Origin of the sequence: Pseudoalteromonas sp. Ps84H-4 (assembly GCF_024124645.1) — a bacterium.
Taxonomy (GTDB): Bacteria; Pseudomonadota; Gammaproteobacteria; order Enterobacterales; family Alteromonadaceae; genus Pseudoalteromonas; species Pseudoalteromonas lipolytica_C.
Map to the genome: position 1 here is coordinate 113,783 of NZ_JAMXSK010000005.1, position 12,641 is coordinate 126,423.

The window sequence follows — 12,641 nt, forward strand, 5'->3', positions numbered from 1 at the left end:
AATAAATGCTTAAATGTCAATTTCTTGCGTTGCAATGTGAGCGCCCAGTTGGCGAAGCTTTTTAAACCGCTCACGGGCGGCTTGCTTAGCGTTTGGCTCAATGGGTACAAAGTCAAATACTTGCTGAAAACGGCGAATAAAATCCGGCAGGTGTTCAGCTAAGTTGATTAATATTTTTCTGTTGCCGACGGGCGGAGTCATACCAATTTCAACCGGTGCGCCACCTTTAGGGCCTTCACCTTGTAGGTTGTGTGGTACAAAACTATCTGGTTCAAATGACCAAATGATGTCGTCGATTGTGTGGGCCATGTCAGTGTTATCGGCGTAAATAAATACGCGATGACCAAGACGATACTGATCAGCAGCAATTTTTGCCGCGAGATCGAAACGTGCGTCAGTTGATTGCTGGGCATTATCATCTTGTTTTAGAACGTAAAATTGTGCGTTCATACTCATTGTGACGGGTGTCCCCACAGATACACAGATCAAAGCAGGGATTTTGACATAGAACGCGTATTGCTTCAATTAATAAGGCGCCATTTGGCGCCTTATTTAGCTATGTTTAGCTTGTTAGTCGTGATTGGCTTCGTTTACGCCTGCACGGTTAAGTAAATATTGTGTCAGCATTGGGACCGGACGGCCTGTAGCACCTTTGTTTTTACCGCCACTACGCCACGCTGTGCCTGCAATATCTAAATGAGCCCAATTATATTTTTTGGTAAATTTAGATAAGAAGCACGCTGCAGTAATCGTACCTGCTGCACGGCCACCTAAGTTGGTGAAATCAGCAAACGGGCTTTCAAGTTGCTCTTGGTAGTCATCCCACAGTGGCAATTGCCATGCGCGGTCACCACTTTGCTCAGACGCTTTAAGTAAATCATGAGCAAGTGGGTTATGGTTTGAGAGTAAACCCGTAGCATGAGAGCCCAGCGCAATGATACACGCACCAGTTAGTGTCGCTACGTCGACAACAGTATCTGGTTCAAAACGCTCAACATACGTTAATGCATCACACAATACTAACCGGCCTTCTGCATCGGTATTTAACACTTCAACAGTTTGACCTGACATGGTTGTTAAAATATCACCCGGGCGATAAGCGTTTGAGCCAGGCATATTTTCACATCCGGCAAGTACACCAACCACATTAATAGGTAACTGCATTTGTACCAAGGCGCGCATAGCACCAATAACACCTGCAGCACCACCCATGTCGTACTTCATTTCATCCATGGCTTCGCCTGGCTTGATTGAAATACCGCCTGAGTCAAAGGTCAAACCTTTACCAACCAAGACGATTGGCGCTTGATCTTTGTCGCCACCTTGATAGTTGATGACAGACATTACTGACTCATTAGCACTACCACGGCCAACCGCTAGGTATGAATTCATGCCCAGCTCAGCCATTTTTTCTTCGCCAATAATTTCAACAGTTACGTTATCAAAGTTTTCTGCAAGCTCCTTTGCTTGCTCACCTAAGTAAGCAGGGTTACAGATGTTTGGTGGCATATTGGCAACATCTTTACATAACTTGCTACCCGCAGCGATGGCTAAACCATGCTCAATTGCACTTTCGCCAATCGTTAGCTCGCGACGTGTTGGTACGTTGAAAACAATTTTACGAAGCGGGCGACGTGGATCGCTCTTTTTGCTTTTAAGCTGATTAAATGTGTATAAACAGTCTTGTGTCGTTTCGACTGCTTGGCGGACTTTCCAGTAGGTGTCACGACTTTTAACATGTTGCTCAGTTAAAAAGCACACAGCTTCCATCGAACCTGTTTCGTTTAGCGTGTTAATCGTTTTTGAGATGATTTGTTTGTATTGTTTGTCATCAAGCTCACGCTCTTTACCACAACCAACTAACAGTACGCGCTCGCTCAGTACATTGGGAACGTGGTGTAATAACAATACTTGACCAGGTTTTCCTTCAAGATCACCGCGGCGAAGTAAGTTTGAGATATAACCGTCACTTATTTTATCTAGCTGTTCACCAATGGGCGATAAACGACGTGGCTCATAAACGCCAACTACAATACATGCGCTACGTTGTTTTTCTGGACTACCACTTTTTACGCTAAATTCCATTGTTACTCCTGATGTTGAGTCTAAATACCTTCGTAAAATAAGGGTAAGAAATTCATTTTGAGCTGTTTCTTACATTTTTTAGTTTATAAGCACTAATGTTAGTACATAAACTGTGACTCTATTTATGTGTTTTTGAACTTTATCTTAATGTGAATATCAATATCACATAATAGAGGCCATCTGTACCATTTAAGCAAGATTATATGTTCTTGCTAGGTATGATATTTAACTTTGATGGCATATAATAAAGTGAGTAAAATAACTAGTTTACTCAAAATTCCTTACTATTCCAGTGAAACTCGATGTTTAACAGGGGCGAGCATTGCTAATTTTTCGTTATTTGACCACTGAAGTCTTAAAGTCGCAGGTCGCCGTATTTTTAACTTTGATGACTATTTTCGTGTCTCAAAAGTTTGTTGTTATTTTAGGAGACGCCTCTGAAGGGGGGCTTCCTGCTAAGCTTGTGCTTTCGATGATTGCACTAAAACTACCTCAACTTGCTTCACTTATTCTGCCTTTAAGTATCTTCTTGGGTATTATCTTGGCGTACAGTCGCATTTATGCTGACAGCGAAATGACAGTTTTCAGAGCATGTGGTGTGAGTGAGTGGTACGTGGTTCGAGTGACACTTATTTCAAGCACTGCTATGGCCGTATTAGCAGGGGCGCTTACACTCTATATCGCGCCATGGGCCAGTGAGCAAGAATATCAATTAAAAGAGCAAGCTAAAGCTGACGCTGGCTTGTCGGCTTTACGTGCCGGACGTTTTCAGCAAACCGGGAACGAAAAAGCGGTTGTGTTTATTCACAATATTGAAAATGGTGGCAAAGAGCTTCACAAAGTATTTGTTGCCCAGTTGCCAGACCGAGAGAAAGGTGACTTAGCCCGTTTAGTATATGCTGAGCGTGGGGTGGTGATTGAACAAGAAAATGGTGAGCAACAACTTGTTTTAAACGACGGTAAACGTTACGAAACCGATGGCGAAACAGCTGCCCTTAACTTAACCGAATTCGATGGCTATAGTGTGCAAATCCAAGATCAAGAAATTGAGCATCAGCGCCGTAAATTAGAAGCTGTTCCAACATTTGATCTGTTTAAAATGAAAACCACTGAAGCAATTGCGCAGTGGCAATGGCGTTTAGCTATTCCGCTTTCAATTCCATTATTAACTTTATTAGCAGTGCCTTTAAGTGTGGTAAATCCACGTCAAGGTAAATTTGCTAAATTAGTGCCTGCAATCAGCTTATATTTAGGGTATTTCATATTACTGAATGCCGCTAAGTTTGCTGTTGAAGATGGCAAAATTCCGCCTTCAATTGGTTTGTGGTGGATCCATTTATCAGCCTTGTTTATTGGTGGGTTCTTGATTATTAAAGGTCGTCCGCTCGGTGCGTGGTTAAAAGCAGTAGTGACTAAGCGGGAGTTAAGCGCATGATGAAAACACTCGACTGGTATTTAGGTCGCAGCATAATTCAAACAACCGGTTTTGCCTTAATGGTATTGGTGGGTATTAGCACCCTAATAAAGTTTATTGAGCAGTTAAAATCGGTTGGTCGTGGTAGCTATGATATTGCAACAGCCCTTATTTACACACTGTATAGTATGCCAGGCGATTTAGTTATTTTCTTTCCGATGGCTGCGCTAATTGGTGGCTTAACGGGACTTGGTGCGCTGGCCTCAAACAGTGAGCTGGTAGTCATGCAAGCGGCGGGGATGTCACGGCTGCAAATTATTGTTTCAGTAATGAAAACCGCTATGTTTATGGCTATTTGTATGATGGCACTAGGTGAGTGGGGTGCACCAGAAGCACAGCTCAAGGCAAAAGATATCCGTAACCAAGCGATTTATGGCGGGGATGTTTTTAATGCCAAACAAGGGGTGTGGGCAAAAGATGGTAACAACTTCATAAATATCGAAGATGTTGATCAACAAGGCATACTTCGCGGTGTACACATGTATCATTTTGATAAGTCACTGCAATTAACACAAATTACGAAAGCTGAAGAAGCACTCAACCGCAAGGATGGCTGGTTACTTCGCGATGTTAATAAGGTAATGATTACACCTGAACAGATCACTACCGAGCAACAAGGTGAAGAGTTTTACAGCTCCCAACTTACCGCCGAAAAGCTAGGGGTTGTATCTGTAAAACCTGAGGCTTTATCGTTCACTGGATTATGGTCTTATTTAAGCTATTTGAAACAGAATGAGCAAGATACGAGCACCTATGAATTAGCATTGTGGCGTAAGATTATGCAGCCTATATCGATAGCCGTGATGTTATTAGTGGCATTATCATTCATATTTGGACCACTTCGTACCGTGACAATGGGCGCACGCATCATTATGGGCGTGATCACAGGTATCACTTTTCACCTAACCAATGAGATTTTTGGTCCTGTGGTTATGGTGTATCAAATTCCAGCCGTGGTAGGGGCTGTATTGCCAAGTGTTTTATTTATTGGCTTTGCTACTTACTTATTGAATAAACGGGTGTAATGCTCGTTTAAGACACAAAAAAAGCGTGGTTTTGAGCCACGCTTTTTTTGTGCTTGATTTGTTGCTTAATCAAGTGAGCGATAAATACGTTTATTTTCTTCTTTGGTTAAGGTGATAACTTCTGTTTTTGCGATGTAATCTTGCAATGCGCGCTTATTTTTAAAATCAACCAACACCACTAGATTCCCTAAACCTAATAGCGCAGTAATCGCTCTGATAGCACCTTGATGCCAACTCATTAAGCGACCATCGAGGGTTTGCACCTTCAAACGCCATGCACGCATACCAATAGTTTGGCCACTTTTAGCCCAAAAATAGCTAAAGAAACTAATACTCACCACTACCAATAACGCACTACGAATCCCATAAAGTAATGGCGAATTTTGAATGAATGCCGATACATCTTCGGCGTTGCCAATGCTAAGTACATCTAATGAAATTAGCCCTTGAACAGCTAATAAATACAGTACAGTTGTCAGCATCGCAAAAGCAATTACAACTAAGGTATCGTAAATTAAAGAGGCAAAACGGCGCCAGAAACCGGCACGTGGAAACTCAGCTGACATAAACTATCTCATCCAATTAAATTGCGCAGTAGTTTAGCAAAGTACTTAGCAAACAAGAAATACTTAGCGAAGCTTTAGCGCGTCGACAAACAGGTCTGACCTGCTATAGTAAAGAAAATAATAAAAATGAGTACACAACTATGGCTGTTTCTCAAAGTGAAACCCATCAGGTATTTAATCAACCTAAACCGCTTGAAAATTACAACGCCTATAAGGCTGACAGCGTGCTTCAGTATTGGCAAAACCGTTTTGCAGGGCAATGGGGGGCTGCACATTTAACGGCGTTTGGAGAGCAAGTGGGCGGCACATTATTGCGTGCTGGGTTCTTAGCAAATAAACACTTGCCAGAACTAAATACACACAGCCGCTTTGGCGATCGCATAGACCAAGTTGATTATCATCCAAGTTATCATCAGCTGATGCAGCATGCCATAGAGCAAGGGCACTGCGCATTGCCTTGGCAACAAAAAAAGGCTGGTAGTCATGTTGTAAGAGCAGCGATGGCGGTGCTCCACAACCATGCTGATCCGGGCTCCGGCTGCCCATTAACCATGACCTTTGCCAGTGTGCCTGCAATAGCCAGTCAAAAAAATGTAGCGGCTATGTGGCTACCTAAAATACTGGCAAATCATTACGATTCAGATAATAAACCTTGGTACGAAAAAAAGGGTGTCACCATAGGTATGGCGATGACCGAAAAACAAGGTGGCTCTGATGTTAGAGCTAACACCACCAAAGCCGACGCCATCAATGAGAGTGGTGCAGGGCAATTATATGCTTTAACCGGCCACAAATGGTTTTGCTCAGCGCCCATGAGTGATGCATTTTTAGTACTCGCTAATACCGATGAAAAGCAATTATCTTGCTTTTTAGTGCCACGCTGGCTCGAAACTGGCGAGAAAAATGCCATGTATATTCAGCGCTTAAAAAATAAGTTAGGTAATCAATCAAATGCGAGTTCTGAAATTGAATTTAGAGGTGCGCATGGCTGGTTACTCGGGGAGCCAGGAAGAGGTATTGCTACAATCATTCAAATGGTTGCTCTAACTCGTTACGACTGCATGCTAGGCTCAAGTTCGTTGATGTTACAAGCAGTAAAAGAAGCAATATGGCATACATCTGGGCGCAGTGTATTTGGGAAAAATCTGCATCAACAGCCACTGATGCTCAATGTGCTGGCTGATTTAGCTATTGAAGCAGAAGCTGCACTTGCGATTTCAATGCGTATTGCTCATGCCCTTGATAATCAAGATGATAGCAATGAAGTGGCATTGATACGCAGTGCCACGGCAATCGGTAAATATTGGATTTGTAAGCGGGCAGTGCAGCACACTTATGAGGCTATGGAATGTATTGGTGGTGTGGGTTATGTTCAAGACAACATTACCAGCCGACTTTATAAAGAAGCACCAGTTAACTCTATTTGGGAAGGCTCTGGTAATGTGCAGTGCCTTGATCTTTTGCGCGTGTTTAGCCGTGAACCTGAATCACTTGAGGTGCTTATCAATGAGCTTGAAAAAGCGCGCAGTTTGCACCCTGATTTTGCGATAAAACTCGATGAACTTAAAGAAATACTCACAGATACCGCAAACTTCGAAATGCATGCTCGGCGCATAATTGAAAGGCTGGCACAGCTTTGGCAAGCAGCAACGCTATTGCAATTTGGCGAACCGTTTATAGCAGATGCGTTTGTGAAAAGCCGATTAACCGGTGTGGGGTTTAGTCAATATGGTTGCCTTAGTTGTGATATTGATTGTCAGGCCATTGTTTCGAGAATGATGCCAAAACTCTAAAGTTAACAACTTGTTTAATAATTGTTCGGTTGAGTAGCCGCTGCGCACAAAAGGCTTGCTGCCTTACCCATTCTTTGTATAATGCTTGGCATAGAGACAAAAGCAGTTTAAAAAGTTTTTGCTCTAAAGTGGTTTTTCTTTATCTTCTCGTGTTTAGAAGGTTAAAGAAAAATGAAGCCAGTATGATGGAATTGGTAGACATGACGGATTCAAAATCCGTTGCCTTCGGGCGTGGCGGTTCAAGTCCGCCTACTGGTACCACTTTTTAACCCTAGCCAATTGGTTAGGGTTTTTTTATGCCTGAAAAAGCTATCAGCCATCAGCTATCAGCTATCAGTTTTTAGCCGATCGGTGCGGTTATTGGTTTTTGAAACCACCCTCAGCAATTCAATTCGTAAAGGTATTGTAGGAGGTACTTTAGTGCCGAACTAGCAAAACCTACCCAAATAACACCAAACCAGCAATGCTAAAAAACATAATTCATGGCTAAAGCCATTCCTACGGGTACATTTTGCCCAGAGCCTAGAACCTAGCACCCAGAGCCTAGCACCTATAACTCAAATCTAAGTACCAATTCAGCCACTATTAAAGCAACTTTTGTTCTATTTATAAGCGGTCAAGTTCGAACTATGCTTAATTATTAAATAACCCCGAAAAATGTGTGCTTTTTTGCTCGCAATGTCATCATTTTAGACTAGTGTCCGATGGTGTTTAGAACAATCTTATAATACAATTTGTGGTCTAAGTATAAGTGAAGTCAATCACTTAGTGCATTGAATCGGTAGGGTGGCATCGCGTGGGTACATACGACTTAAAACGTATTGTTGAAAGTATATCTAATCTTAAAAGTGAAAACTTTTATAATGCAATATGCCTTTCCTTGTCTGAAGTACTTGGTGCCTCTTATGTTTTTTTAGCTCAAGTTGATGAGTCAACGTTACATGCGACGACCATTGCTTTGGCTGCGCATGACGAAATTGTTGAAAACATCAGCTACGATATCCGCTATACCCCCTGTAACGATGTAAAATGCGGCAGTATTTCTAGTTATAGTGCTGGTGTTCAGCAGCTATTTCCAAACGATCAGATGCTCGTTGACATGGGAGTTGAAGCTTATGTAGGGGTACCTCTACAAAGCGTGTCTGGCAAAACTAATACTATTCTTGTCGCACTATTTCAGCATGAAATAAACGACGCGATGCAAATAGAATCGTTTTTCTCATTATTTACCGGCCTTATTCAACGTGAAATTGAGAAAGACCGCTTTATTGCTAAACTCGATTTTGCAAATCAACTTATAGAACAAAGCCACGAAGCAATTTTTATTTGCGACCACAATGTACATATTACTTACGCGAATACCGCATTTACGAAAATGACGGGCTACTCGTTGGATGAAGTTTTAGGGCAAAACCCAAAAATTTTAAGCTCAAACAAATATGATCCTCACTTTTACAAAGCAATGTGGCACCAAATTAATACTGAGGGTAAGTGGTCCGGTGAAATCACTAACAAGACCAAACAAGGTACGCTATATACACAATTTTTATCTATAACCAAAATGCAAAATAATGGTGAAGATTGTTATGTGGCGTTTATTCTTGATATCACTGAGAAGAAAGAAGCAGAACAGAAAATCTACTTTCATGCGAATCATGACCAGCTCACCGGTTTAACCAATCGCTTTTATTTTAAAGAGTACTTGTGCCAGCTTGTGTCGTCGCTGTCTTATCAAGACGATGTGGATACCAATTTAGCTGTAATTTACTTTGATATCGACAAGTTCCAAGATATTAACACGGTATACGGCTTAACATTTGGTGATAGGGTTTTATGTAAGTTAGCAGAGCGACTTGAACGCCATTTTAAAGAATGTGCTTTTTCGCGAATAGATGGCGATAGTTTTGCTATCTTGCAGACCTATCAGCACACGAGTGAACTTGAACATGTATGTAAACAGGTTACTACGTTATTGCTTGAGCCTTTTTCAATTGGTGGTATCAATCAACAAATATCAGTTACATTGGGTATTAGCAGATTAGAGCAAACCAGTGATACAACATCGCAACATAAAATAGAAAAAATTGCTCGTCGTTTAATAAGACAAGCAGAGCTGGCTACATTAAATGCAAAGCAAGTTGCAGAAGAGTACTTATTTTTCTGTAAAGATATGGATATTAAGGTTAAAAAGCATAACCTATTAGTTGAGCAATTAACGCAAGCGGTTAAAAATAACGAGTTAGAGGTGTATTTTCAGCCGATTATTGATGTTGAAAATAACACGGTTGCTAAATTCGAAAGTTTGGTGCGTTGGAATAATCAAGGGCAATGGGTATCACCTGTTGAGTTTATTCCGTTAGCTGAAGAGTCTCGAGTGATTATACCTCTCGGTGAACTTGTGTTGATTAAAACCTGTCAGCAAATAAAAGCGTTAGAAGCAGAAGGTTATGAAAACTTTGTTTTTAACGTGAATCGCTCTTTATTTGAGTTTACTGAGTTTAACCCTGAGCGTAATACATGGCTTGAAATCATTAAAAAACAGGGTGTTAAACCATCAAAAATTTCATTTGAGTTAACTGAAAGTGTGCTAGCGCCAGAAAATACAAACCATCTCGATGTATTAAAGCAGTTGAAGCAAGCAGGGTGTTTAATTTCATTAGATGATTTTGGTACCGGTTATTCGTCCCTTAGTTATTTGCGCCGCTTCCCGGTTGATGTACTTAAGCTTGATAAGTCATTTATTGATGAAGTGCATGTTGATTTAGGTGACGAAGCGCTGGTTAAATCGATTATCCAAATGAGTCGGGTGTTAGGTATTAAAGTTGTTGCTGAAGGGGTTGAAGAGCGTGAGCAGCTAGCGGTTCTAACTGAAGCGGGTTGTGATTATATTCAAGGCTATTACTTTTCTAAGCCATTGCCAGCAAATGATGTAGTGCCATTTTTAACGCAATTTTCTCGAGAGCAGTAGGTAATTACGGTATGATTTTGATATCAACCAGTTAGCAAAGCTTGTGATGTCAAAATTAACCGCAAAGCAAAACATAAAGGCGATTGTTACTGCCATTAAGGTCGAAGAGCAGTCGCTTAGAACACGTTTCCCTATACTCAACCAGCAAAACACCATTGCGATGGTTATTTTACTAATGTCGTTAAGCGCACTGATTGGCGTTGCGACACTTTATTACCTAGCTATTATACCTGCATGGCTGTGTATCATTCTGGCTGCTTTTATTACCTCGATATCCCATGAGCTTGAGCATGACCTGATCCACAAGCAGTATTTTAGTAATCGCCCTTATATTCATAACCTAATGATGTTAACCGTGTGGCTAATGCGACCCAATACGGTTAACCCTTGGTATCGCAGAAAAATTCATTTACATCACCATAAAGTATCCGGCACCTCACAAGATTTAGAAGAGCGCTTAGTGGGCAATGGCATTAAATCGCCATTTTTGAGAGCCTTGGTCATTACTGATGGCCTGCTAGGTTTGCTTGTGAATACCAAGCGATTTAGTAAAGAAATTAGCGGTTTTAAGTTTTTACGCGTGTTTAATGCAGGCTTTCCGATTACAACCGCGTACTTTGCGATTCTTTATGGGGTAATTGCTTATTACGCTGTGCAGTTTGTGCAGCCATTTACATTGCCAACATGGGGAGCTGAATTACTGGCGATGGCAGAGTTTTTAATGGTGGTACTTATTGTGCCTAATATGATTCGTTCGAGCTCTCTTAACTTAGTGACATCTTCCATGCATTATTATGGCGGTGTAAATAACTTGCTTGAGCAAACGCATGTGATCACCAGCCGCTGGTTTTTACCGTTTCAGTTATTTTGTTTTGATTTTGGCCGCACGCATACAATCCATCATTTTGTGCCGAATCAGCCCTTTTACATTAGGCAATTGATCAGCAAAAAAATACATCCTATTATGGCCCAGCATGGGGTACGTTTTAATGACTTACAAAGCTTAAAACATGCCAATCACTACCCAGTAAAAGAGCAGTCATCTCAACAAGGAGTTTAATATGAAGGTTACCGGTCGTTGTCATTGTGGTGAGGTAACTTACCATGCAGAAGTTGATGAAAATAAAGTGATTAACTGTCACTGCACTGACTGCCAAATTATCTCGGGTGGGCCTTTTCGCACGGTTGTGGTGTCTGTGCCAGATGGGGTTACCTTCACAGGTGCTTCACCAAAAGAATATATAAAAATCGCTGAAAGTGGTAATCAACGTGCGCAAGGATTTTGTGGTAACTGTGGTACAGCCTTGTATGCTACTTCTGTAGGAGCTGGTGAGCGTATTTATGGCTTACGAATTGGCGCTGTAGAGCAAGCTGATGAGCTTATCCCTAAAGCCCATATTTGGTATCGTTCACATAAACCTTGGCTCGATAACCTAAGTGACATGAGTGCCTTTGAAACCGCACCTAAATAGGTGCGGTTTCATTTTTATTGTTGCTCGATAGTGACATTTCGGCCACTTAAGTAACCAAATAATGCACACAGTAGGCTTGATGCAATACACAGCCAAAGTGCTCCTGCCCAGTTATTAAAATAGCTATGTAAGGACCCCGCAATAATAGGGCCTGTTGCAGCTAGTAAATACCCGATGCATTGTGCCATACCTGATAATGCCGCGGCTTGCATTGAGTCATGAGTTCGCAAACTTACAAATGATAAGCCTAAGATAAAACACGCACCTGAGCAAAAACCTAGCGTGATCGACCAGAGTGTCGCAAAACTAGGTGCAACTAATAACCCGACTGAACAAAGCGCACCAAGTAACGCCAGGCTTAGGGTTAAGATGCGTTGATCTTTTAATTTGGCAAGTAGTGGAATAAGCACAATACCCGGCAGTGCCGAGGAAACTTGAAAGGCGCCTTGCAAAGCACCTGCATGCTGAGCGCTATGGCCACCTTCTATAAGTATACTGGGTAGCCAACCTAGCATGATATAAGTGAAAAATGAGTTGAAACCGAGCAGCAAAGTGATTTGCCAAGCAAGTGCTGAGTGCCAAATTTTGCTTTGTGTGCTACCAGGTACATGAGACTGTTTTGGCATGGTATGTTGCTTAAGTTGCGGTAACCACACCACTATTGCCAGTACAACCAATAAGCCATAACTTGCGAGTGCCAATTGCCAGCCAAGTTCTTTATATTCTGCCAGCGGAATGATAAGTGCTGAATAGCTGCCACCAAATATGCCCATTGCTAAAACATAACTAGATGTCATCACTGCCACTTTATGTGGAAAGTCTCTTTTTATCAGGCTTGGCAATAGCACATTACCAATCGCGATACCTACGCCAATCACTGCGGTGCCAATAAATAGCACAGTGGCAGAATCAATAACACGAGATATAACCCCTATGCCTATTAGTACAAGAGCAATAAATAGCGATACTTCAAGGCCGCACTTTTTAGCAAGACTTGCCGCCATAGGCGAGGCAATAGCAAACGCGATTAAAGGTAGAGTCGTCAACATACCGGCTTGCGATGCATTTAACTTAAATTGTTCAATGATCTGTTCAAGTACTGGTGCAATGCCAGTGATCGGTGCTCTTAAACTGGCTGCAATAAGAAAAATGCCCAGCACTAAAACAAGGTTACGAAATAAGTTTTGAGATGATGTCACGCTGTTTAGAAATCATAGCAAGAGGTACATTTATCATACCAAAACACTAAACAGCGTGG

At 41.6% G+C, this 12,641-nt stretch carries 10 protein-coding genes and 1 tRNA gene; 7 read left to right on the forward strand and 4 right to left on the reverse strand.

Going from position 1 to position 12,641, the window contains the following annotated elements; genetic code table 11:
- Positions 1 to 9: 9 nt before the first annotated feature.
- Positions 10 to 456, reverse strand: a complete 447-nt coding sequence (locus tag NH454_RS07070) for a DNA polymerase III subunit chi (RefSeq protein ID WP_199526111.1) — start codon at positions 454 to 456, stop codon at positions 10 to 12.
- A gap of 114 nt (positions 457 to 570) precedes the next feature.
- Positions 571 to 2,085 carry a leucyl aminopeptidase gene (pepA, locus tag NH454_RS07075; protein ID WP_135923634.1) on the reverse strand — a complete coding sequence of 505 codons (1,515 nt, stop codon included), beginning with the start codon at positions 2,083 to 2,085 and terminating at the stop codon, positions 571 to 573.
- A 322-nt stretch (positions 2,086 to 2,407) separates the two neighbouring features.
- Between pepA and lptF the strand changes: the two genes are divergently transcribed.
- Both lptF and lptG read left to right on the forward strand, forming a co-directional pair.
- Complete coding sequence (gene lptF, locus NH454_RS07080) at positions 2,408 to 3,520, forward strand: LPS export ABC transporter permease LptF (RefSeq protein ID WP_135923635.1); 1,113 nt, start codon at positions 2,408 to 2,410, stop codon at positions 3,518 to 3,520.
- Positions 3,517 to 4,584 carry an LPS export ABC transporter permease LptG gene (gene lptG, locus NH454_RS07085; protein WP_135923636.1) on the forward strand — a complete coding sequence of 356 codons (1,068 nt, stop codon included), beginning with the start codon at positions 3,517 to 3,519 and terminating at the stop codon, positions 4,582 to 4,584. The genes lptF and lptG overlap by 4 nt, the downstream gene beginning before the upstream one ends.
- Positions 4,585 to 4,649: 65 nt before the next feature.
- Here lptG and NH454_RS07090 read toward each other — a convergent pair whose 3' ends face one another.
- Positions 4,650 to 5,150, reverse strand: coding sequence for an RDD family protein (locus NH454_RS07090; RefSeq protein WP_253038621.1), 501 nt, complete (start codon positions 5,148 to 5,150; stop codon positions 4,650 to 4,652).
- Between the two features lie 140 nt (positions 5,151 to 5,290).
- Here NH454_RS07090 and NH454_RS07095 point away from each other — a divergent pair, with 140 nt between their 5' ends.
- The 5 genes from NH454_RS07095 to NH454_RS07115 all read left to right on the forward strand — a co-directional run bounded on the left by NH454_RS07095 (position 5,291) and on the right by NH454_RS07115 (position 11,383).
- A complete protein-coding gene (locus NH454_RS07095) occupies positions 5,291 to 6,943 on the forward strand; it encodes an acyl-CoA dehydrogenase family protein (protein ID WP_253038623.1) in 1,653 nt (550 codons plus the stop codon).
- A 176-nt stretch (positions 6,944 to 7,119) separates the two neighbouring features.
- Positions 7,120 to 7,204: transfer RNA gene (locus NH454_RS07100), tRNA-Leu, on the forward strand.
- A 535-nt stretch (positions 7,205 to 7,739) separates the two neighbouring features.
- Entirely contained in the window at positions 7,740 to 9,911 is a 2,172-nt protein-coding gene (locus NH454_RS07105) for a GGDEF domain-containing phosphodiesterase (protein ID WP_253038625.1), read from the forward strand.
- 46 nt (positions 9,912 to 9,957) lie between these two features.
- A complete protein-coding gene (locus NH454_RS07110; RefSeq protein ID WP_135923640.1) occupies positions 9,958 to 10,971 on the forward strand; it encodes a fatty acid desaturase in 1,014 nt (337 codons plus the stop codon).
- Position 10,972: 1 nt separating this feature from the next.
- Entirely contained in the window at positions 10,973 to 11,383 is a 411-nt protein-coding gene (locus tag NH454_RS07115; protein WP_253038627.1) for a GFA family protein, read from the forward strand.
- Between the two features lie 14 nt (positions 11,384 to 11,397).
- On the opposite strand, the gene NH454_RS07120 is transcribed toward NH454_RS07115, so the two are convergent.
- Positions 11,398 to 12,582: an MFS transporter gene (locus NH454_RS07120; protein ID WP_253038628.1), complete on the reverse strand. Its 1,185-nt coding sequence runs from the start codon at positions 12,580 to 12,582 to the stop codon at positions 11,398 to 11,400.
- Between the last annotated feature and the right edge of the window lie 59 nt (positions 12,583 to 12,641).

Bases quoted from the DNA above. Each gene is read 5' to 3' on its own strand.
- NH454_RS07070 (WP_199526111.1), bottom strand. From the start codon at position 456: ATGAGTATGAACGCACAATTTTACGTTCTAAAACAAGATGATAATGCC.
- pepA (WP_135923634.1), bottom strand. From the start codon at position 2,085: ATGGAATTTAGCGTAAAAAGTGGTAGTCCAGAAAAACAACGTAGCGCA.
- lptG (WP_135923636.1), top strand. From the start codon at position 3,517: ATGATGAAAACACTCGACTGGTATTTAGGTCGCAGCATAATTCAAACA.
- NH454_RS07090 (WP_253038621.1), bottom strand. From the start codon at position 5,150: ATGTCAGCTGAGTTTCCACGTGCCGGTTTCTGGCGCCGTTTTGCCTCT.
- NH454_RS07095 (WP_253038623.1), top strand. From the start codon at position 5,291: ATGGCTGTTTCTCAAAGTGAAACCCATCAGGTATTTAATCAACCTAAA.
- NH454_RS07110 (WP_135923640.1), top strand. From the start codon at position 9,958: ATGTCAAAATTAACCGCAAAGCAAAACATAAAGGCGATTGTTACTGCC.
- NH454_RS07115 (WP_253038627.1), top strand. From the start codon at position 10,973: ATGAAGGTTACCGGTCGTTGTCATTGTGGTGAGGTAACTTACCATGCA.